The organism is Streptococcus parasanguinis (assembly GCF_001073155.1).
GTDB lineage: Bacteria > Bacillota > Bacilli > Lactobacillales > Streptococcaceae > Streptococcus > Streptococcus parasanguinis_D.
On sequence record NZ_JVEE01000038.1, the window covers coordinates 1 to 22,086 of the forward strand.

17 protein-coding genes are annotated in these 22,086 nt (G+C 36.9%); 7 read left to right on the forward strand and 10 right to left on the reverse strand.

From position 1 onward, the window contains the following. Positions 1 to 1,198: 1,198 nt before the first annotated feature. The 7 genes from ADH92_RS06525 to xerS all read left to right on the forward strand — a co-directional run bounded on the left by ADH92_RS06525 (position 1,199) and on the right by xerS (position 9,897). The gene (locus ADH92_RS06525) at positions 1,199 to 2,467 is read left to right on the forward strand and encodes a site-specific integrase (RefSeq protein ID WP_049497855.1); all 1,269 of its coding nucleotides are present in this window, start codon (positions 1,199 to 1,201) and stop codon (positions 2,465 to 2,467) included. 3 nt (positions 2,468 to 2,470) lie between these two features. After that, positions 2,471 to 4,321 carry a hypothetical protein gene (locus ADH92_RS06530; protein WP_009731043.1) on the forward strand — a complete coding sequence of 617 codons (1,851 nt, stop codon included), beginning with the start codon at positions 2,471 to 2,473 and terminating at the stop codon, positions 4,319 to 4,321. Then, positions 4,318 to 5,988 (forward strand): hypothetical protein, encoded by a 1,671-nt coding sequence (locus ADH92_RS06535; RefSeq protein WP_049497856.1) that lies wholly within the window; start codon positions 4,318 to 4,320, stop codon positions 5,986 to 5,988. The genes ADH92_RS06530 and ADH92_RS06535 overlap by 4 nt, the downstream gene beginning before the upstream one ends. Next, positions 5,981 to 6,694: a hypothetical protein gene (locus tag ADH92_RS06540; protein ID WP_049497857.1), complete on the forward strand. Its 714-nt coding sequence runs from the start codon at positions 5,981 to 5,983 to the stop codon at positions 6,692 to 6,694. Before ADH92_RS06535 ends, ADH92_RS06540 begins: the two co-directional genes overlap by 8 nt. Positions 6,695 to 6,702: 8 nt before the next feature. After that, entirely contained in the window at positions 6,703 to 7,401 is a 699-nt protein-coding gene (locus ADH92_RS11420; protein WP_239681855.1) for a zinc-ribbon domain-containing protein, read from the forward strand. Further along, positions 7,382 to 8,551 carry a zinc-ribbon domain-containing protein gene (locus ADH92_RS11425; protein ID WP_239681856.1) on the forward strand — a complete coding sequence of 390 codons (1,170 nt, stop codon included), beginning with the start codon at positions 7,382 to 7,384 and terminating at the stop codon, positions 8,549 to 8,551. Before ADH92_RS11420 ends, ADH92_RS11425 begins: the two co-directional genes overlap by 20 nt. 275 nt (positions 8,552 to 8,826) lie before the next feature. Beyond that, positions 8,827 to 9,897: a tyrosine recombinase XerS gene (xerS, locus tag ADH92_RS06550; RefSeq protein ID WP_003001539.1), complete on the forward strand. Its 1,071-nt coding sequence runs from the start codon at positions 8,827 to 8,829 to the stop codon at positions 9,895 to 9,897. An 87-nt stretch (positions 9,898 to 9,984) separates the two neighbouring features. Here the strand turns inward: xerS and ADH92_RS06555 are convergent, their stop codons facing one another. From ADH92_RS06555 to ADH92_RS06600, 10 genes are all read right to left on the reverse strand, one after another. Further along, entirely contained in the window at positions 9,985 to 10,626 is a 642-nt protein-coding gene (locus ADH92_RS06555) for a hypothetical protein (protein WP_049497858.1), read from the reverse strand. A 114-nt stretch (positions 10,627 to 10,740) separates the two neighbouring features. Next, positions 10,741 to 11,631 (reverse strand): C39 family peptidase, encoded by an 891-nt coding sequence (locus tag ADH92_RS06560; protein WP_049497859.1) that lies wholly within the window; start codon positions 11,629 to 11,631, stop codon positions 10,741 to 10,743. Between the two features lie 14 nt (positions 11,632 to 11,645). Then, positions 11,646 to 12,776, reverse strand: a complete 1,131-nt coding sequence (locus ADH92_RS06565; protein WP_239681857.1) for a DUF5050 domain-containing protein — start codon at positions 12,774 to 12,776, stop codon at positions 11,646 to 11,648. 66 nt (positions 12,777 to 12,842) lie between these two features. Further along, on the reverse strand, positions 12,843 to 13,469 hold the full coding sequence (locus tag ADH92_RS06570) for a putative bacteriocin export ABC transporter (protein ID WP_049497861.1): 627 nt from the start codon (positions 13,467 to 13,469) through the stop codon (positions 12,843 to 12,845). Between the two features lies 1 nt (position 13,470). Next, positions 13,471 to 15,480 carry a DUF1430 domain-containing protein gene (locus ADH92_RS06575; RefSeq protein WP_049497862.1) on the reverse strand — a complete coding sequence of 670 codons (2,010 nt, stop codon included), beginning with the start codon at positions 15,478 to 15,480 and terminating at the stop codon, positions 13,471 to 13,473. 218 nt (positions 15,481 to 15,698) lie between these two features. Further along, the gene (gene lplA / locus ADH92_RS06580; protein WP_014713327.1) at positions 15,699 to 16,688 is read right to left on the reverse strand and encodes a lipoate--protein ligase; all 990 of its coding nucleotides are present in this window, start codon (positions 16,686 to 16,688) and stop codon (positions 15,699 to 15,701) included. Positions 16,689 to 17,063: 375 nt separating this feature from the next. Then, positions 17,064 to 18,770, reverse strand: coding sequence for a dihydrolipoyl dehydrogenase (gene lpdA / locus ADH92_RS06585; RefSeq protein ID WP_049497863.1), 1,707 nt, complete (start codon positions 18,768 to 18,770; stop codon positions 17,064 to 17,066). A 41-nt stretch (positions 18,771 to 18,811) separates the two neighbouring features. Further along, positions 18,812 to 19,855, reverse strand: a complete 1,044-nt coding sequence (locus ADH92_RS06590; RefSeq protein ID WP_049497864.1) for a dihydrolipoamide acetyltransferase — start codon at positions 19,853 to 19,855, stop codon at positions 18,812 to 18,814. A 219-nt stretch (positions 19,856 to 20,074) separates the two neighbouring features. Then, positions 20,075 to 21,067, reverse strand: a complete 993-nt coding sequence (locus ADH92_RS06595) for an alpha-ketoacid dehydrogenase subunit beta (RefSeq protein WP_049497865.1) — start codon at positions 21,065 to 21,067, stop codon at positions 20,075 to 20,077. 16 nt (positions 21,068 to 21,083) lie between these two features. Further along, a complete protein-coding gene (locus ADH92_RS06600) occupies positions 21,084 to 22,052 on the reverse strand; it encodes a thiamine pyrophosphate-dependent dehydrogenase E1 component subunit alpha (RefSeq protein WP_049497866.1) in 969 nt (322 codons plus the stop codon). Positions 22,053 to 22,086 lie beyond the last annotated feature (34 nt).

Here is a 22,086-nt window from a genome sequence, read left to right on the forward strand (position 1 = left end):
CGAGCTATTCAATCATATTATTTAAAAAATATGTTACTATTGAAGTTTGATATTAATAAAAATTTTTTTAATAGAATTGGCAAGTAAGTGTTGCAAAAAGTTGCTGGTTATGATAGAATAATATAGTTATATTTTAGTGCCACGACGGCGTGAAATCCTTGAAAGAGGTTTTCAAAAAGTCATAAGGGGGAAGGTTAATAAACTTTCCTCCTTATTTTATTTATTTAGATAAGTTGAAAATAGTGTTGAAGATGTTTGATTTCTGAAGTACCTTGAATTGTATAGAGTTTACATGCAGTTTAGAATTTCTGATTTATTATCCAGAGGATAGAACCGCTTATTGAAGATATTTTAGAAAGTTAGTCATTACCAAAGTTAATATTTATTTCTACAGTATAATTCTAAAATCACTTTTTTTCTCTTTCGTCTATTAGTATAGAAAAAAGCTAACACTACATGTGGAGTGTGTGAGTTTGTTAGTGAAACGAAACTAATCCTCAAAAGGTTTCCCAAAACTTTTGAGTCCCACAGACGCATCATGAGGAGAAATCATGAGGGATATTATCAGTTGAATAAGTAAGAGTATAATCTACATCTCCAAAGTAGGAGTGGCTAGTTCCAGCAGAAAGACCTTCATAGGTTTTATAACTGAATAGATCGACTTACTTTGTTGTCGAATTTTTCCTGTTCTTCAAGTAATTCTGAGGAATAGACGACAACTTTAAAATCAAATAAGCTAAAAACGCTCTAAAATCATTAAATTGATATTAAAGTGTTTTTTATTGTCAAAATATACAATTGAAAAAATTTCCAGCTTTTTTAAAATCACTATCTCAGATGACAATTTAATCAAAATATGATATAATACAGAAAAAGTAAAAATAACAAAAGTAACTTACAAAAGTAAAAGAAAAAAAGTAAATAGATAGCCACGGCGGATATTCCTTTCATCGTTTAGAAGGAGTTGCTGTGGTTATCGTTGTTGCTGAGCTAATTAATTGCTCTTATTACTTTGATGAAGTTACTTTTATTATTGAATTAATTTAAATAATAATAACGATCAATGAAAGTACTCATCGATATTCCCTTTATGCAGTTTAGAGCACAAAGGAAAATGGTACTGATTTGATCGTTTTTTTGTGTATTGACATCCTAAACCCCAGTCAGAACCTTCAGTCATATTAAACAAGGAGATAACATGAGATTTGTTGTATATAAACATTCACTGGTTTTAGGTGATAACAACATCGTGACAAAGCAATTTATCGTTCTGAAACACGATGACGGCAACTTACAATTTACTGATTTTCATCGTTATGTTAAATCTACTTCAAGAATCAAGTCGATTTCAGATGATGGGAATAAACGCTTTTCTTACGTTGTTAAGTTTCTTAATTTCATATTTGGTACTCTTGGACTTAAAAGTGTAGATCAACTTACACTTGAGATGGTCAGAGAGTTTTTTACGCTTTATGGATTATCTCAGTTACCTGAAGATAGCGGGAAAAGAAAGAAAAGCACTGTTGAAAAATGCGTAAATGCAATTCTCGACTTCTTAACTCTTTATTTAAGTGAGCGAGAGGGAAAGGCTAAGTTAAAAGCAGAAGAATTGTATACTACGACAACTTTTACGAATAGTAGAGGACGGGTTATAAAGCGTAAAGAACCAAATTTTGAAATCTACGTGGATGATAGCAACACTGAGAAAGCTATTTTTCGCGATATGCCAAATAGTGCTTTTGAGATGTTATTTTCTCACATTGCACACTATCATAAGGATTTACTCATGGTTGTGGCCTTGGGGGCCTTTGTTGGCTTAAGACCATCAGAAGCATGTAACGTAAGACGTGAAGATAGTCCTCTAGGACCAGGTATTTTATTTCACCAAAGTGATGGTCAAGTATTTAAGATTGAGATCGATCTACGAAAAGAAATACCTCTTAGAAGCGATTTAAAGCCGACTGGACGGATTAAAAAGGAAAGACTTCAAGCAGTACCTTATATCTTCTTGGAGGTCTTTTTAGACACTTATAACGACTATATGAGTTATCTGGAAGGTAAGAAGTATGAGAAGGACTATGGGCCATTAAATCTTAACAGACGAGGAAAAGCATTATCATACGATGTATACTATCAACGTTTTCGTAAGATTATTCGTGAAGAGATGATCCCAATCTTCTTAAAGTCCGATGATGCAGAGGTTGTTTTCTTCGGTCAACTTTTACAGGAACATAATATTTCCCCACATATTTTCAGACACTGGTACACGACACAGTTAGTCTTATCTGGGGTTTCTGAGATTAGTGAACTCATGTCTGCAAGAGGTGATAAATCTCCTGAGAGTGCTTGGGTTTACCTGCAAAATAAAGGTGAAATCGCAAAACAATATGGTCAAGTTAACAATGGCGTTTTTGACTATATGAATTGGCAAGCAAATGAACTTTTTGGTGATAAGTTAGAAAGGTAATGTATGACTTATTCAATTAAATCTTTGATTGAAAATCTGTTAAGTGAACTCGGAAAAAACGATATACAGTATAAAGGCAAAATTAGTAAGTTTTTAGTTGATAACAATTGGTTTAACATAGAAATTGATTTGGATAACTATTCTATCTCAGATAAAGAGGCTCAATTATTAATAGAAAAAATAACCAATTATCTTCTTGGACCAACTGGTTTAGCAGGAATTCAGCCTATATTTAAACAAAAATTCCCATTAACTTACAAATATTTTCAGCAATACTCAGAAGATAGCAACTTATCTAAAGAAAACATCTTTTATGTTCAAGATTTTCTTGCTTATTATCTAAAAAGAGATTTATTCCTCTGTAATGATAATGAAATTGAATTGTTGGTTGAAGAAGCAGTATATGCACTTGAAAAGCAAAAAGGCGAAGTTTTTATTGATTTTTTAAAGTGGTTAATGAATAAAACGAGATGTAACTATCACAAAAGATATGAATTTACACCTCGATACACATTAGAACAGGAGACTAACGCTTATGAGTTAGACGAATATTTAGAATTACTGTATTTTCTTTTTAATGACGATTACATTAGAAAAGAAGATATGCTTTATAAAGCAGCAATCTCAAAAGACTACGCAGATACATGGCTATTTCTAGCACTTCATTTTATATGTGCGCTACGTGGAACAGATTTAGAACAACTTGGGCATCCACAACTTCCTAGAACACCAAAAGAAGTTCTAAAATCAGTTAGAAGTGGGGATTGGAGTAGCAGTGAGGCAAGAAGAACTCTTTTAAGTATTACAACTCGTTTAACTTATTTAAATATTACTCCAAACAAAACAAAGGGAACTAAAAATATTAGTCAGATTAAATTTCAGGTCCCTGAGAGCTGTCAGGTATTGATTGGAACGTTGTTGGCTATCTGTGAAGCTCATTATCAGTTGAATAAAGATAATAATAATGAACCTTTAATTCGACAAATAAAAGAATATAAACGAATTAGCCGATATATGGGGAAAGAAATTGGAGACTTATTTCTTGAAAGGAATTTTAGTTCTAGATCTGCAAATAAATCCTATCTTCAAACTGTTGCCATGTTAGCAGATGATGTTTTGCAAGAAAAATCTGAGTTAAATATTAAAGGCTATTTTTTAGCTGCATTAGCCCGTAGCCATAAAGGTTCATTCGATGAATTTGCTCAAACCACAACAACGTACCTAAAAGATGCCCAACTAAGTCAGCTTAAACCAGAAATGGTTGCGAGAGAACTATTTGAACGAGGTGTTTTATCTATGATTCCATCAATGCTCCTGACGATTGTTACCAGAGGAAAGTATAAAGAATTAAGTCCTAGTCAACAAACTCAGATGATTAAACAGTTAGATTTGACACCAAATGAGATCGAAAAAACATTGGCTTTAAGTATTCAGGCAGAAGTGAAATCGCAAAAGGCATTAAAGATTTTGGTAGAAGAAGAAGCAGAGCCTAATCAACTTCTTACTATTTGTCATCGTATAGGAAACGGTGAAGCCTTCTCAAAACAAGGTGAAAGCATGTGTCTTTTGTCTGCACTTGGAAAGATTTGTCCATATGACGATAGACAACATTGCATCGGTTGTCATTATGAACTACAAACTAAATCTACTTTATTGTTATTAGTAGGAGAATTCAATCGTTTGAACAAACAATACTCTAGAGTTCGAACTGATTTAGAAAAAGGTAAAATTCGGAGTATTTTAGAAGAACAAATAAAACCTTGTTTAACTGAAATGTTGCAAGCTTTATGCGAGCAATATGGGGATGACGTGTTGCATGATTACGAAGAAATAATAAAGGAGTTAATAAATTGAACAATCAAGCTAAACTTTTTAAAACTGAAAATTATTTTGAACCATTTAACTGTGATTGTGTTCTGCGAGCAAAAGAAGTTTTCGATGATTATTTTGAAAAAGGAATTATTCTAAGTTACGATTTTGATCATAAGAAATGGGAAACTACAAATGAATATGCCAATATTAGCCTGTTTTTTAACATTCCTGAGTTTCAATATAGGAGATTTTATCAATCAATTTTTCAGTTGCCTTATAAGGAATTTATCGATTACTTAAAAAGTTTTATTGTTTTCTCAATGAAACAACATGTTTTAGAAACTTTGCAGCTATTTCTAAGAGATATTAAACGTATCATTAAAAACACAACCAAAGATACGTTTTTAGATTTAGAAAATATCTCTGTAATATTTCCTGGTTTATGTATTGACTTTTTCTCAAATCTTCCCTGTTCAGATGATAGTCAACTAAATCAACTATTGGAGCAATTGGATAATATATTAACTATCAACCTTCAAAAAAGGCAGAAGTCAAAACAGCAAAGACAATTAGCGCAATTTCAATCCTATTTTACCTTTAATGACATTTTAAATGATTATTGGTCTCAAACATTATCTAAGAAAGAACGTCTATTTTATTATCCATTGTATCTCTGGTGGCAGATTACAGCGATTTTACCTTTAAGGCCAAGAGAATTTCTTTTAATACAAAGAAACTGTTTGACCGAGAAAGATGGAAAATATTTTCTTACATTAAGGAGAAATGTAATCAAAGGAAGGGATCGACTTGTTGCACATAAAATTTCTGAAGATTATATTTTGAATACTTATGAGATTACTAATTCATTAGCTTCTGAAATAAAGACTTACCTCAAACTTACTGAAAATGATCGTTCTACTAAATTAGAGACATTATTTGTGACTGATCCTCATTATAACCGTTGGGGTCGTCGAACAGGTGTTAATAACCGATTTTTAACTTACACTAATCTCAATACTATTTTGAGGTATTTTTTTAATGAGATCATTTCTCAAAAATACGGTTATCAAGTTAATTATTTTAGTTTCCCAGGTAGATTAGATGAAAACGAGATTAATTTGATTCATATTGGGGATACTAGACATATTGCAATGATCAATTTAATTGCAGAAGGGGCTAGTCCTGTTACAGCTATGCTTTTAGCTGGTCATGAAGATGTGACAACTTCATCTCACTATTTTTCAAATTTAAGCCAATTTATTGAATGTCGTAGTTATCAAATGTATCGTAAACTAACGAGTAAAAATACGAATTACGCCATTAGTAAGAGACAGCCATTTTATACAGCACAAGGACAATACATCACTTTAGAAAATAAAGGACGGTGTTACTCACCCCGCTTTGCGAAAGGTGATTATTCAGATTGTTTAAAGGTTATTAGTGAGCATGCAGAACTAGGTGCTTGTACGAGCTGCCCTTTTTACCGTAAAGCAGGCAAAGATTATTTTTCAATGGATAAAACATTTAAAAAGTCAGTTGATGAAAAAGCCATGGTTGTAAATGAAGCGATTAGAAAAGTTAGACAAGGGAAAGGTCATATTGAAGATATTGGAGAAGCTTTGTTGAAATTAAAAACAGTTAGCAATACCTATCAAGATTACTTAAATGCTAAACAACTATCTTTAGAGGAGAACAAGTCTAATGGCTAGAAAGAAATCAATTTCTGATGATGAATTGATTCATTTGTTTGAACAGTATTTAATTTCCCAGTGTTCCTGTGATTTAAGCTTGGTAAAAATTCCTCGGTTTGGTGACTATGTTAGGAATCATGGCTATCAAAATGTTGCGGATACAACCATTAGACGTAATAAAAGATTTAGGGATTTTTTAAAAGAAAGTGAAATTAAATACCAAGATGAAAATTATGAGGCTGTGATTACTTACAAGACCATAGATCCTGACAATTTTATGGCAAAAAATCGTGCTCCAGGCGCTATGAAAAGAGCATTGGTGGAAATTAGCCAATACTATAAGAAGATAGCAAACATTGCGGCTAGCTATAAACAAGAAGCAGATAAGTTACGTGGCTTAAATTCTGAACTACAGTCAACTAATGAAGATTTAAAACAGAAGCTACAAAGAGAAAATGAGTTAATTGATGAGAATCAAAAACTATTACAAATAATCAAAACAAGTGTCTATCCAGAAATTGCGAATGAGCTTTTAAAAGAAGAAGGATTGTTAAAATATTCTCAAAAGGTTATCAGTGAGGATTTCCTAGCAGACAATATCATTACCGCTGATTCAGAAATAGATTTTCATTCTGGTGGTCTTATTGAACAAGAAAACTCTCAAAAATCAACTAAAGTGGTTTCTATTAAAAACTTACTGGACAGCAAAACTAATTATAAATGAGGAAAGAAATGAACAAGAAAGTTAAAGATAATCCAGCTATTTACATGTACTGGGATCAAAAACGAAATGTTCTTGACCCAAAAAAATTTTCGTCAAATAGTTTAAAATATGCCTATTGGTCTTGCCCTTATTGTCAACACCATTGGGAAGCGAAAATCATTGATGTGCAGCTTGACAGTTATGAATATCTTAGGTGTTGCCCCCATTGTGGATTAGGTGAACGTTCCATTGATGAAAATGAGAGTGTTCTTCAGGTTTATCCTGATTTCAGAAATTATATAAACTACAGTGTTGAGCAGGATGAAGAATTAGATGAGAAACTTCTTACTTTGCCGTTCAATAGTAAAAGAAAATTCAATTTTAAATGTCCGACGTGTCAATTAAGTTGGAAAGATTCTGCGACAAATAAGAGGTTATTTCAACTAACAAGTGGGGATTTATTTCATTTTGGCTGCAATGAAACTACCTATCATTGCGATTACAAATCAGTTTATCCAAATTTAGCTAAAATCTATAGCGATCATTTAAACAAATTTAAATTTAACGAACTGAAGCTGAGTTACAATATAACAGTACCTATCCATTGGGAATGTGATAAGTGCCATTGCAAATTTGAATTATCTATTGATAGATTATTGAACCGAATTAAAAGAGGTGGTCATTACTGTTTGGAGTGTCATTCTTCATTTGAAGAAGTTGTTAGATAAAGATTACGAGGTTTCTCCTCTATCTTTTTTAAATTCTTCCATGCTCAAGGAGTGGTCTGAAAGGAACAATATTACACCTAATCAAGTTGATGCATTGTCTAATGTTCATGTGTTATGGGAATGTACGAACTGTCACGGAGAGTATTCATGCTCACCATTTGAAAAAACAGATAGATCTTGTCCATTTTGTTCAAATAGAGAAAAACTTCAAGATTTTAATACACTAAATGAAACACATCCCTATTTGAAGGAATTTTGGGACCTCAGTAATGAAAGGGATTTTTCTGAATATTGGTTTAAGTCGAAGAATGTAGTTAGTTGGGTTTGCCCTTGTTGTAAAATCAACTTTCAATGTAGCCTAGCCGAAATGATCAGTCGAACCGATTTAGAAAATCAAAACTTTCAAACATGTCCTAATCAATGTGACTGGAGGACTGAGATATTTAAAAATAATATTTTCCTTAAAGAACCAAAACTCATCAAAGAATGGAGCGCTAAAAATAAAATTCCTATTCATTTAGCTCAGACAACGATTGAGACCAAAAAATATTGGTGGGATTGTTCAAAGTGTCATGGGACATATTTATCTTCTATCCCAATTCGAAGAGAAGTTTCTCAGTGTTGTCCTTACTGTAACAACGATAAGCCTCTGAAGGGGTATAATACATTTGATTATTTGTACCCTGAACTAGCAACATTGTGGGCACCAAATAATAAAGTCTCTATGGATAGTTTTGTTCCATTATTAACTGAAAAAAGGTTTTATTTATGGCGCTGTAAAGAATGTAACTTCGAATTTCATGAGCGCTTCAGCATTATACTAAATAAGTATTTAAGTTCCGAGACAAAAGATCTTAAAGAAATGTGTCCATTTTGTGCAGAATTAAAAGAAAGACAAGATAATATCTCTTTTGAAGATTTAATGAATGAGTGGGACTACCTTAATAATCTTATTCTAGGAGATCCAGAAAGAATCACAAATAGTACGAAATTAAGATTTTGGTGGATTTGTAAGAACAATCCAGAGCATCGTTATAGAATGGCTATCGTAGATAAGATTGCAAATGTAAAACGATCTATCGAGCCATGTATGTTTTGTAAAGGCCGTAGACGAAAAAGAGAACATTTTGTTCCTTATAGGAAAATTTAAAAAACAGGTTCAAATTTGAACTTGTTTTTTTATCATAGATTTTTATAAAGTACATTATTTTAAAAGATTGTATTTTTAGTTTTCAAGTAGATAATGTACAGAATTTAAGTATGCGAAAGATTTAGTTTTCGCGGGAATAAAGTACATTTTTTGCTCAAAAAAAATTTTTGTTAAAGATATTAAACCCTATAACATCTTTCCGAAAAACTATAATTTTCTTGAAAAATATATCTGGCTATGCTATACTACTAGTATAGAAAGATTTGGAGAAAAACATGAAACGCGAGATCTTATTAGAACGGATTGATAAACTCAAACAAGTCATGCCCTGGTATGTATTGGAATATTATCAATCGAAACTGGCCGTTCCCTACAGTTTTACAACCTTGTACGAATACTTAAAGGAATACGATCGATTTTTCACCTGGGTCTTAGAATCTGGTATATCGGATGCTGACACCATGGCCGAGATCCCTTTAGACGTTCTGGAACACATGACCAAGAAAGACATGGAATCCTTTATTCTTTACTTACGCGAACGTCCTTTGCTTAATGCTAACACAACTAAAAATGGAGTTTCTCAAACGACAATAAACCGTACCCTTTCTGCACTATCTAGTCTCTATAAGTATTTGACCGAGGAGGTTGAGAATGAGCAAGGGGAACCTTATTTCTACCGTAACGTCATGAAGAAGGTTGCTACCAAGAAAAAGAAAGAAACCTTGGCTGCGCGAGCCGAAAATATCAAACAAAAACTCTTTTTAGGAGATGAAACAGAAGGTTTTCTTAACTATATCGACCAGGAGTACCCTCAAACACTCTCAAATCGCGCCCTATCCTCCTTTAATAAGAATAAAGAGCGAGATTTAGCCATTATAGCACTCCTTCTTGCTTCTGGTGTCCGTCTCTCTGAAGCCGTTAACCTAGACCTTCGTGACCTCAATCTTAAGATGATGGTGATTGACGTCACTCGAAAAGGTGGAAAACGAGACTCTGTCAATGTTGCTGCCTTTGCTAAGCCTTATCTAGAGCAATATCTTGCTATTCGAGACAAACGTTACAAGACAGAAAAGACTGATACAGCTCTATTCTTAACCTTGTATCGAGGTGTTCCAAACCGGATTGATGCTTCTAGCGTTGAAAAAATGGTGGCCAAGTATTCAGAAGACTTCAAAGTCCGCGTGACGCCCCATAAACTACGCCATACATTAGCAACGCGTCTCTATGATGCAACCAAATCACAGGTTTTGGTCAGCCACCAGCTGGGACATGCCAGCACACAAGTTACCGACTTGTATACGCATATCGTTAATGATGAACAGAAAAATGCCTTGGATAGTTTATAAAATTACATAACGTAAATTATGTAAATGATTTTTATGTTAGAAAAAGAGCGTAGATTTTTATATGGAATCTTACGCTCTTTTATTATTCTATAAAAATTCAATCCAATAATTTCTGTGTGGCTCAATTATAACTGGTTTTCCCCAAAATGATTTTAGATAAGCCAGGTTTGCAGGGGTGACAGGTCTTTTTTCACTATTATACTTTTCTGCACTTTCTTTCGTTAAAAAGCATTTAACTGCTTCATATGGTGTTCCGTCACTCGCTATTCGATCAATTCCTAAATAAGCAATTTCATCACCGGCCTTCGGAAAATCTGTAAATAGTTTACCAATAAAATAAACCGTCTTATCTTTCATTAATTCATAAGCTTTACTATTTTCCAATCTGTTATTCGCTGCAGCGTACATGATACAAAAGCTATCCACGATATCTTTCAAAGGCATTAATTCTTCTTTGCTAACGATTATTTCCTCAGGAGCAAGACCACCAATGATTAAGTTTTTATAATAAGGTTGCTGGATGACGTTATCTAAAGCCATTCCTAATGGTAGTTTGACAGCTTGATAGCCTAATGGTTCTAGCGCTTGCTTTTTCTGGTCAAGGTGTTCTTGTGTAATACTGACATACAAATCATATGGACTTGAAGATTGTTGCTTTCTAAAAAAAGCCACGACTATACGATCTAACTGTTCAAATAGACCAAGATTTTCCACTGGAACTCTCATCATCGAATATAATCCCCTTTTGTGTTCAGATTTCCTCTATATTGTACACTCATAGTTTTCGAATATCAAGAAAAGAGACCATGTCATGAACGAACTTTCGTTTTATTACGATATCATCTACCAAGCATAATTTTTCTCACCGCAGGTAGCCATGGCTGCTAATAATTCCTCTGGTGTCAGTTTCTTCAAGCCTCCATAGGTTGGATCCTGTACATGTGTATCGGGATCTAGATAATAGATTGATGAGATGTCCTTGCCATCTGCTGTCAATTCATAGCCTACTCCAATCACATTATGTTCCCCACTTTTTCCAGGATAGATTTGTGCTACATTGAAGGTGTAATAGAGAGGATATCCATCATCAATATCTTTGCGCACACGTTCTTTAAAGAGACGGATATCTTCCGAATCTGGACGTGCATCTGTTACAGTAACCAATCGATAGCCTGCTTGATTTCCACTTGGTTCCGGATAGCCAAATAGATTCTGATTCAAGACGCGAATGGCATCTCGATTATGAGTCCCATAGGGATTATAAGTCCCCATTTCCTTAGCCAATTGATGTTGAGAGACGCTAACCCCTCGACTAGCCAGCATCATATGGACTGTCGCCGGTGCACAGAAATACCATTCTTCTTGAAGCTTTAGAGGAATAGGCAATAGTTTTCGGATCCCTTGATTCACTTTACTAGATGATTCTTGCTCGGGCGATTGAGAAGGTTGCGTATTCTCTTTCATTGAAGCTTGTTCCTGTTTTGAAGATGGCAAAGTTTGCTGAGTTCCGGCTTCCGTACTGCCTTCCTTAATTTTTAATCGCTCTGCTACCTCTGCTGGCATTTGAGGATTAGGTTCTGTACGCTCCTTTGTTTTTACACTAACTGTTGTTGATGAAGAGGATGTGACCTTACGAGTGCTGGAAGAACTTGTTTGGCTTTCTTTTTGTGTCGCTGTACAGCCAGATAAACCAAGCAAAGTCAGAAGTACAAGGAATAAATGAACTTTTCTCATGATTTTTCTCCTTTCTACCATTCTTGATAGCGCATTACGGAGTTTTCATTTCGATAGATTTCACCTTTTGGAATCTCACTATCCTTCTTTTTGAATTGAACCCATAGAATCCCTTTATCCGATAGTAAAATGGGGCCATGATCATATAAATAATGAATCCGATGCCTTAAATCCCACAAATAATATTGAGATTTAACACGCTCCTCACTTCTTCTTTCTCCCATATATGTGAAATAAATATTGCGATATATGGAGGTTTCTGCCTGTGAAGTAGAAAATATCTTTTTATGGTTTTTATTTTCGAAGGTAAACGAAGCATCTTTATTATTTGCAACCAAGTATAGAAGATTGTGCCCATTCGTCATTAAATCGACATAATAGCGTTGATCATCCTTTGTTTGATCTATAACTTTTTTCTGCCCATCATTTAAGGAGTAGGCTACAATTTTTGTAGTTAAAGCTGTGTTATCAATTTGTACATAATACAAGTGATCTTTAAAGACAGTCGGAAAACCGCTATTTTCTGATTCAATCGTCTGATGAACCCCTGTTTCAAGGTCAACTTCTTCAATCTGATATAGGCTATCGCCTACTTCATAATTTATAAAGAGTTTCTGGTTGGATCGAGCTACTTGAGTAACTGGAACCGTTCCGATAGGTCTCCTATCGATCAGTGTCGTTAAAGATTTGTCCTTTATCTTCCAAAGATAGTAAATCCCTGTTTGATTGAGTTGATCATACTCTTCAAAAACAACAATATCATGATCAACATAGCTGACAGCTACATGAGTCAGATTAGATGTCTTTTCAACATCTTTTATCTTATGAAATTCCTTGGTATGTAAATTCATACTGGCAAGATAATTCTGATCATCATGTCCTTGGTCAACAGCCTCGCCATAGGCAATCCCATCATTTGACAGTGCGGTAGGTGTAAAGATTTTCCCATCTGGATAAGGGATAGAAATAGAATTTTTTAATAAATCTTCTGCCTTTCTTTCCTCGAACCCTATTTTCCTGGATACATTGGCACTACCGGATGGAGATTTTTTTTGTGGACCTACAAGTGTGCAAGCTGATAAGAGAATGATAATACCAAGGATGATAAAACTGAAAAATTTTTGTTCGAATGAATCTTTCTTCATCAGCCTATACCTCCTGAATAGCTATAAAAGATAATCTAGAAGATCCTACCATTCTTCAACCATGGACTAGTTGAGCCTTATCACTTCGTCAGCTTTTTCCCATATTACTGGATTATGGGTTGCAATAATGATTATACGCTCTTGATTCTTTAACATTAAGAGCAAGTCCATCACCTCTTGTGAGGTTTCTGGATCCAGTGCTGCAGTTAGTTCATCTGCCAAAATTAAAGGTGGATCTTTTAAAATAACTTTAGCTAATGCGACACGTTGCGCCTCTCCCCCCGATAATTCATAAATCTTTTGATCCAGAGCAAGGTAAGCCAATCCTACTTTTTTGAGCACTTCTTCCTCTTGCTGCTTCTTCTCTTTTTTCGTTAATTTTTGCCCAATCAATCCCAAATCTAAATTTGTAGCGATAGTCTCGTTTTCAAGTAGGCCAAAGTTTTGGAAGAGATAACCTAATTCACGCTTAAAGAAGTGATGCTGTTTGATTTGTTTCAGTTCTTGCCCTTGATAGTTTATACTCCCTTCTTCATAAGGCTCTATCTTCGCCAAGATATTGAGCAAGGTTGTTTTACCACACCCACTATTTCCGATCAGAGCATAGACCTTACCTTCTGTAAATTGCAAGCTCAAATCTTGAAAGACCGTTCGTTGGCCAAATGATTTGGTTAAATGTTCTACGCTAATCATATTAGGCTCCTTTCAGTACAGTGGCTAACAAGTGCTCTTCTTTATGAGACCGGTACAGGAGAATGAACCAAGCATTAGTAATAAATAGCAAGAGAGTGACAAGAGCAATCCACCAATCCGAAGTGAGAATGAATACAAGGAAGCTTCCTAATAGTAAGAGGACACTTTCTGAGAGCAAAATCGTTTGGTGAATGTTTACAAATCCCAGACCTGCAATCTTCTTCAAGAAGATTGGTCTTCTAAACTCTTCAAAATATAGGAAATTCATAGTGTTAAAAAGAAGAACAGAGGTTGCTATACCAAAGACTCCTCCTGCAATCGCCATGAGATTTTCTATTTGTATGTTTTGGGCCATTTGCTGGTAAACGTCCACTGCATAGTCGTACTGACTAACACTTTTTTCAAGATCATACTCAGCGACTAGCTTCTTACTATTCTGAAGCCCATTAAAATAAAGGTAGGAATCTAGGTGGGTGAAATATGGATTCTCATAGCCTCCAAAACTTTCAGGTTGTATAACCACTAAGACAGGATCTGTAAAGAATTGCTTATAGCTGATTGGTGTGTTGTTGTAGATAAAGCGTTTTTGATGATTCGGAATATACGTTACCTGCGCCTTCATTGATAAGGTGATATTTCCTTGATCATCTCGAGGAGATAGATAATCTTCATATCGTTTGATCATCTCCTCTTCTCGACCTTTTAATTTTTCCGGAAGTAACAGACCAAATTCCCCTGCTTGTAAGTGATTTAAGTGATCTTTTTCTTCAGGAGAAACTGGAACACCTTGGATTTCGAGGTAATTTGGAGTTACATAGAGAGTTCGTGCAAGAGGATCGTAATCTGTGATTGAAAACTCTTTACCTGTACTAGGATCCGTCATAACTCCTTTTGAACTAAAAGATACGAGATTATGATAAGCTAAAAGACCACCATTTTCAATACCAGACTCGATGAGCTTGGACCATTTCTCCCTATTTTCCTTCAGCCTCTCTTTACTGGTAATCTGATTGCCATATTCTCGACTTGTACTAATTTGGACCCAATTCGACTGTTTTGACCAAGCCTCACTTCCCTCTTGGTAGGTTTGCCAGACTGATCCATAAATACTGATTCGATGAACTGCAAGGCCAATTAGTGCCACAGCGAGAAATTGACAAATAAAGAGGAAAACCAATATGCGCTTCAATGGAACCTTCCCTTTTAAAAGGGGGACTAAATGAATCGTTTGAATACTATATGCAAAGAGGAAGGATAAGAAAACAGACAAAATTAGTAAAATCCCATTGTAAATAATACTACTGAAAATGACGATGGAATAGGAAAAAGGTGTCAATTGAAAGCAATAAATCAGAACAGCACCCATTATACTTGCGCCAATACATCCCAAAAGCAACTCTATACTATCATCTTTTAGAGAATGTCCGAAAAGTTGCAAGCGTCTCATTCCTGAAATATATCGAATCCCAGCACTTCTCATTTCTTGTGTTTTTTGAATAATCGTAAAAGAGCTAAAACTAATGATAAAAATGACTAAGGCAAGTGATTGTGAACCTGAGCCAAAAAAGGCAATAAAGGTCAGCAGAAGATTCGGTTTCTCAATAAAAGTTTGTGAGAAACCAAGAGTATGAAGCGTTTGATCCAGCTTTTCAGTTTCCAATTCACCTGTTAATACATAATAATTCGTTAGCAGGCTTTCTTTGGTAGCCAGTTCTTTCTTCTCTCTTTTAATCCCAAGAGGAAGTTTTCCCTCTCCGTAGATTTCATAGGTGAAAACAACCTGCCCCTTAGAGTCTGTTCTTTGTATCTGACGGGCAATTATACTATGATTTTCCCTTGCCAAGCGGTCTAAACTGGAAGATAAGTCTTCATATGTGACGCTCTTATCTTGTCTTACCACACCTACTACCGGAAGACTGCGGTGGATAAGCGTATTTGGAGAAATAAAGGCAATCCAAATCAAAAAGCTAGAGATGAAAAGGTTTGATAAAATAATAAAGACACGTTTCATATCATCACACTTTCTAAAGCATCAAAGGTAAATATTATTCAGCTAGTCAATCAATTTCCTTGTTTAGTGATTGCTGAGTATTTAAAATTTTATTTATACTTTTGTAAACGAATACATTTCTCCACCTTTACTATACTACAAAATCCTTAGTAAAACAATAATTTCTATGTGAAACTAGTTTCAAAAAAGAGATCCGCTACTGCGAATCTCTTTTGACTTTATTCCACCACTGCTTCAGCAATTTCCTCTGCAGTGATACCTGCAAAATAACGGCCTAGATTAATGGTTTGAAGGGCTTTGAGGACGTCTTCACGTTCGTATTTAACGCCACGAAGAACATCTTCTACTGCTGCAACATCTTCGATACCAAAGAAGTCACCGTAAATCTTGATATCTTGAATTTTTGATTCAATGACGTTGGCGAAGATTTCAACCTTACCGCTAGGGAATTTAGTGCCACGACGGACATTGTATTCAGGAGACTTCCCATAGTTCCAATCCCAAGTACCGAACTTGGTTTCCTTGATACGATTGATTTCAGCCAATTCTTCATCTGAGAAGACGTACTCCGTCATTTCAGGGTATTCTTTCTTCATGTAGTCCAAAAGTAGATCACGGAACTCTTCAACCGTGATTTTTTCTGGCAATTCATCGATGATATTGGTCACACGAGCACGGACTGATTTAACCCCTTTGGACTCAAACTTGTCTTTAGATACCTTGAGAGCATTAGCAAGGACAGACAAATCAACGTCAAAGAGAAGGCAACCATGGTGCATGATACGTCCATTGATATAAGCTTGTGCATTCCCACAGAATTTCTTACCATCAATTTCCAAATCGTTACGACCCGTAAATTCAGCCTTAACACCAAGTTGAGCCAAAGTGTTGATCACGGGAGTCGAGAAGCTCTTGAAGTCAAAGGCCTTGTTTTCATCTTCTTTTGAAATGATGGTGTAGTTAAGGTTGTTCAAATCGTGATAAACAGCCCCACCACCACTGATTCGGCGAACCACTTCAATCCCATGCTCCCGAACATAGTCACGGTTGATTTCTTCGATGGTATTTTGGTGACGACCAACGATAATCGAAGGTTTGTTAATCCAAAGAAGGAAGATTTGATCTTCATCCAAGAGGTGCTTAAAAGCATACTCTTCTAAAGCAATATTAAAAGCAGTATCATTTGAATAATTAATAATGTATTTCATAGTAATTCCAAAAATTCGTTTTATAAATCCTACTCATAGTAAGATAAGCATTAGACAGAAATAGTTGAATTTCACTTGAATTTTCTGAAGTAGTAAAAAGAAGGGAGTGGGACAGAACTTCGCTAGTAAAAAAAGTTCGTATTCCCACCCCCGCACAGTTGATTAGGTATCTTTGAAGCTTGTCCAGCGAACAAAGATACCAAACAACCACTGCGTCTGACTAATCCTTCCAAACATTTCTTCGATAAGGAAAATTATTTATTAAGCCATTTCTCGGAAAAATTGAGACAAGTGGCTCAATTTTTAGGCATGGAACTCTAAAAGAGGTCGCTGCCGTCCGTACTACTTTAAGAAAATTTAGTTGAAAGAATAATATTATTTCTTCTTAGGTGAGTGAACAGCCAAGCCAAGTACATCCGCAAAAGCTTCGTACATCACTTCTGAGAAGGTTGGGTGACCATGAATGGTCTTGAGCATTTCTTCTACAGTGATTTCCATCTCAATGATGGTTGAAGCTTCGTTGATCAATTCAGCAGCAGCTGGACCAATGATGTGAACCCCAAGAACTTCACCGTATTTCTTGTCTGCAATGACTTTAACAAATCCTTGAGCCGCATCTGATGCAATGGCACGACCGTTCGCCGCAAAGTTAAACTTACCGATTTGAACATCGTATTTCTCACGAGCTTGTTCTTCTGTCAAACCAACAGCCGCAACTTCAGGAAGGGTGTAGATGGCTGCAGGAGTCAAGTTCAATTTGGCAACAGCATGATTTCCCTTAAGAGCATTTTCAGCCGCAACTTCTCCCATACGGAAGGCAGCGTGAGCCAACATCTTGGTACCGTTGATATCGCCTGGTGCATAGATACCTGGAACAGACGTTTCCATGTATTCATTGACCTTGATCCGTCCACGATCCAATTCAAATTCAACATCTCCGATACCTTCAAGGTCTGGAACACGACCGATTGAAAGAAGGGCTTTATTCGCGATGATATCATCTTTACCTTCAACCTTGATACGGAGTTTTCCATCTTCCTCAATGATTTCTTGCAATTTCGTATCCGTCAAGATGGTCATACCCTTACGTTCAAGGATCAAACGAAGGTTCTTAGATACTTCCGCATCCATAGCTGGAACGATACGGTCCATCATTTCGATAACAGTAACTTTTGACCCAAAGGTCATGAAGGCTTGACCAAGTTCGATACCAACAACACCACCACCAATGATCACGAGGCTTTCTGGCACTTCGTTCATTTCAAGGATATCATCACTGGTCATGACAAGGGATGATTCCATACCAGGAACGTTAATCTTGCTAACTTTTGAACCACCGGCAAGGATGATTTTCTTCGTTTCAAGCAATTCAGAACCATTGACCAAGACATTCTTATCTTTGGTGATGGTACCGATTCCTTTATGAACATCCACTCCGTAGCTACGAAGAAGTCCTGCAACCCCACCAACAAGGGTATTTACGACCTTGTTCTTGGTTTCAAGAACCTTGTCCATATCCACTGTGAAGTTAGGATTTTCAATCACAATACCACGGTTAGCAGCATGACCTATATTTTCAATGATTTCAGCGTTGTGGAGGTAAGTCTTAGTTGGGATACATCCGCGGTTCAAGCACGTTCCACCAAGTTCAGATTTCTCAACGAGAGCAACCTTACCACCTAATTGAGCTGCCTTAATAGCAGATACGTAACCAGCAGGACCCCCACCGATTACTACGATATCATAAGCGTCATCGCTCTTATTGTCATCGTTTGAAGCACTTGCTGCAGCTGGTGCTGGACTCGCTTCTGGTGCTGCTGCTCCGGCTGTTGGGATATTTTCCCCTTCTTCACCAAGGTAACCGATTACTTCTGTTACAGGAACAGTTTCTCCGTCCCCTTTCAGGATAGCGATCAAGTAACCGTCTTCTTCTGCTTCCAATTCCATGCTGACTTTGTCTGTCATGATTTCAAGGAGAACTTCTCCTTCTTTTACAAATTCGCCGACTTTTTTATTCCACTGAACGATTTGTCCTTCGGTCATATCTACGCCGGCTTTTGGCATAATTACTTCTAAGGCCATTTTATTTCCCTCTTTTTCTTGTTTCTATTCTCTCTCGTTGATTAGACCAACATTGAAATCGGGTCTTCAATCAAGGCTTTCAAGTCTTTCATGAATTTGGCACCAGCCATCCCATCGACAACACGGTGGTCAATGGTCAAGCCCAAGCTCATGATTGGACGAATGACAATTTCACCATTCACAACAACTGGTTTTTCAACCGTTGCACTAACCCCTAGGATAGCAGAGTTTGGTTGGTTGATAATCGGTCCAAATGATTGAACGCCAAACATTCCTAAGTTACTGATGGTAAAGGTCGAGTTTTGCAATTCACTTGGAGCAAGCTTACCATCCAAGGTACGTCCGATAACGTCCTTGAAGGCTACGACCAACTCAGACAAGGTCATCTTTTCAGCATTGTAGACAACTGGTGTCATAAGACCATTATCCATACCAACAGCCATCGCAAGATTAACGTAGTTGTGGGTGATAATTGTTTTACCATCTTCTGTCAATGAAGCGTTGATATATGGATGTTTCATAAGAGTTTTGACAACCGCAAGTGAAAGCAAATCTGTAACAGTGATTTTCTTACCTGTTGCTTCCATAATTGGATCAAGAACTTTCTTACGAAGGGCAAGCAATTCAGACATATCTACATCGTAGTTAAGCGTGAAGGTTGGAGCAGTTAAGTATGACTCAACCATACGTTGAGCAATAACCTTACGCATTGGTGTCATCGGAATCCGCTCGATCTCACCATAAGGTGTCACATTATCTGGAGCTTCCTCCACCTTCTCGATTTGAGCAGGTGACTTAATGGTCTCATTCTCGATATTTTCAGGAAGGAAAGCAAGGACGTCCTTCTTCATGATCTTGCCACGATGACCAGTTCCTTGGATTTCTTGCCAAGCAATATTGTGTTCTAAAGCAATTCGTTTTGCAAGTGGTGAAATGCGAACCACATTTGTGTCTTTATATGTTTCCACGTCTTCTTTGTGGACACGACCGTTTGCGCCTGAACCAGAAACATCATAGAGGTTGATCCCTAGATCATCCGCCAATTTTCTAGCCGCAGGAGTCGCTCTTAGCTTATCATCAGCCATGACCTCTCCTATTCTATTATAAGATACAAAGGGCGTTTAAAAGCGACCGAAAAATAGGAAATCAACGCAGACTTAGATGAAGTCAAGGAGATTTATCTTTTTTCCGAGCTTTTAGCCCGTGTTCTAATCTAAGATATCAAGGACGCAGAGAACTTTGCATCAATAGATACAAAGTTTCCTCGTCTAATTTAATAATTGTTACATAATTTATGTTATGTATTATTCTTTGTTATACGTTTTGCGAATGGCATCTTTGATGCTTTCAACTGTTGGGATCATTGCATTTTCAAGGTTTTGTGCGTAAGGCATTGGCACATCTTCCCCCGCACAACGACGGATGGGTGCATCCAAGTAATCAAATGCTTCTGATTCAGAGATAATAGCTGAAATTTCACCGATATAGCCACTTGTTTTATGGGCGTCATTGACAAGGACGACTTTTCCTGTTTTCTTAACAGAATTAATAATAATCTCTTTATCAAGTGGAACCAAGGTACGTGGGTCTACTACTTCTACTGAAATGCCTTCTTCAGCTAATTCTTCAGCTGCTTGCATGACACGACGAAGCATTTTCCCGTAGGTTACGACAGTGACGTCAGTTCCTTCGCGTTTGATTTCTCCAACACCAAGTGGAATCGTGTAGTCTGGATCAACAGGCACTTCACCTTTTTGATTGAATTCTGATTTGTATTCAAGAATGATAACGGGGTTGTTATCACGGATAGATGACTTGAGAAGTCCTTTCATATCCGCTGGCGTACCAGGAGCAACAACTTTCAAACCAGGAATATGAGTAAACCATGATTCCAAAGATTGGGAGTGTTGGGCTGCAGATCCAACTCCGTTACCGGCAGCACAACGAATGGTCATCGGTACTTGCCCTTTTCCACCAAACATGTAGCGCGTCTTCGCAGCTTGGTTGACGATAGCATCCATGGCAATCACTGAGAAATCCATGAAGGTCATATCAACGATTGGACGAAGTCCGGTCATGGCTGCACCAGCTGCTGCACCTGAGATAGCAGCCTCCGAAATTGGACAGTCACGAACACGTTCTGGACCGAATTCCTCTAGCATCCCTACTGAAGTTCCGAAGTCTCCACCGAAAACTCCGACATCTTCCCCCATCAACAATACATTTTCGTCGCGACGCATTTCCTCAGACATAGCAAGGATAATGGTATCGCGGAAAGACATTATTTTTGTTTCCATAATTCTCTACTCCCCCTTAGTCTGCGTAAATATCTTCGAAAGCTGATTCGAGTGGAGGGAATGGGCTTTCTTCCGCAAATTTCACTGAAGCTTCTACTGCTTCTTTTACTTCTTCTTGGATCTGATCCAATTCTTCTGCGCTCGCAATCTCATTTTCAAGGAGATACTTGCGAAGGTTTTCGATTGGATCTTTCTTCTTCCACTCTTCGACTTCTTCACGAGTCCGGTATTTACCAGGGTCAGATGAAGAGTGACCAAGCCAACGATAGGTGACACTTTCAATCAAGACAGGACCTTTACCGGAACGGACGTGTTCAACAGCTTTTTGGAATCCTTCATAGACATCAATGACGTTGTTACCATCAGGAATAAACATTCCTGGAATGCCGTAAGCAGCACTACGCTCATGAATGTGCTGGATATTGGTCATTTTCTTGATGTCAGCCGAGATTCCATAACCATTATTAATACAGTAGAAAATTACTGGTAGGTTCCAGATGGAAGCCATATTGACCGCTTCGTGGAAGACACCTTCGTTGGTTGCACCGTCCCCAAAGAAGCAGACAACAATCTTGCCAGTCTTATGCATTTGTTGAGTAAGGGCTGCCCCTACGGCAATCCCCATACCACCACCGACGATACCGTTGGCACCGAGGTTACCAGCATCAAGGTCAGCGATATGCATAGAGCCTCCCTTCCCTTTACAAGTACCAGTATACTTGCCTAGGATTTCAGCCATCATGCCATTCAGGTCGATACCTTTAGCGATCGCTTGACCGTGACCACGGTGGTTAGATGTCAGCAAATCGTCATCATTTAAAGCCAGCATCGCTCCAACGTTTGCTGCCTCTTCCCCAACAGAAAAGTGCGTCATTCCTGGCACTTTCCCTTTTTTTACTAACTGTGCAATTTTTAAGTCCATGCGACGGATTTCTTCCATTTTACGGAACATTTCCAATAAGAGACTTTTATCTAATGTTGCCATCTTTTCGCCTTTCTTAACATTTATTCATACTCTT

Coding starts and splice junctions, on each gene's coding strand:
- ADH92_RS06530 (WP_009731043.1), top strand. CDS start 2,471: ATGACTTATTCAATTAAATCTTTGATTGAAAATCTGTTAAGTGAACTC.
- ADH92_RS06575 (WP_049497862.1), bottom strand. CDS start 15,480: ATGAAACGTGTCTTTATTATTTTATCAAACCTTTTCATCTCTAGCTTT.
- ADH92_RS06540 (WP_049497857.1), top strand. CDS start 5,981: ATGGCTAGAAAGAAATCAATTTCTGATGATGAATTGATTCATTTGTTT.
- lplA (WP_014713327.1), bottom strand. CDS start 16,688: ATGAAATACATTATTAATTATTCAAATGATACTGCTTTTAATATTGCT.
- lpdA (WP_049497863.1), bottom strand. CDS start 18,770: ATGGCCTTAGAAGTAATTATGCCAAAAGCCGGCGTAGATATGACCGAA.
- xerS (WP_003001539.1), top strand. CDS start 8,827: ATGAAACGCGAGATCTTATTAGAACGGATTGATAAACTCAAACAAGTC.
- ADH92_RS06590 (WP_049497864.1), bottom strand. CDS start 19,855: ATGGCTGATGATAAGCTAAGAGCGACTCCTGCGGCTAGAAAATTGGCG.
- ADH92_RS06560 (WP_049497859.1), bottom strand. CDS start 11,631: ATGAGAAAAGTTCATTTATTCCTTGTACTTCTGACTTTGCTTGGTTTA.
- ADH92_RS11420 (WP_239681855.1), top strand. CDS start 6,703: ATGAACAAGAAAGTTAAAGATAATCCAGCTATTTACATGTACTGGGAT.
- ADH92_RS06595 (WP_049497865.1), bottom strand. CDS start 21,067: ATGGAAACAAAAATAATGTCTTTCCGCGATACCATTATCCTTGCTATG.
- ADH92_RS06555 (WP_049497858.1), bottom strand. CDS start 10,626: ATGATGAGAGTTCCAGTGGAAAATCTTGGTCTATTTGAACAGTTAGAT.
- ADH92_RS06570 (WP_049497861.1), bottom strand. CDS start 13,469: ATGATTAGCGTAGAACATTTAACCAAATCATTTGGCCAACGAACGGTC.
- ADH92_RS06525 (WP_049497855.1), top strand. CDS start 1,199: ATGAGATTTGTTGTATATAAACATTCACTGGTTTTAGGTGATAACAAC.
- ADH92_RS06565 (WP_239681857.1), bottom strand. CDS start 12,776: ATGAAGAAAGATTCATTCGAACAAAAATTTTTCAGTTTTATCATCCTT.
- ADH92_RS06600 (WP_049497866.1), bottom strand. CDS start 22,052: ATGGCAACATTAGATAAAAGTCTCTTATTGGAAATGTTCCGTAAAATG.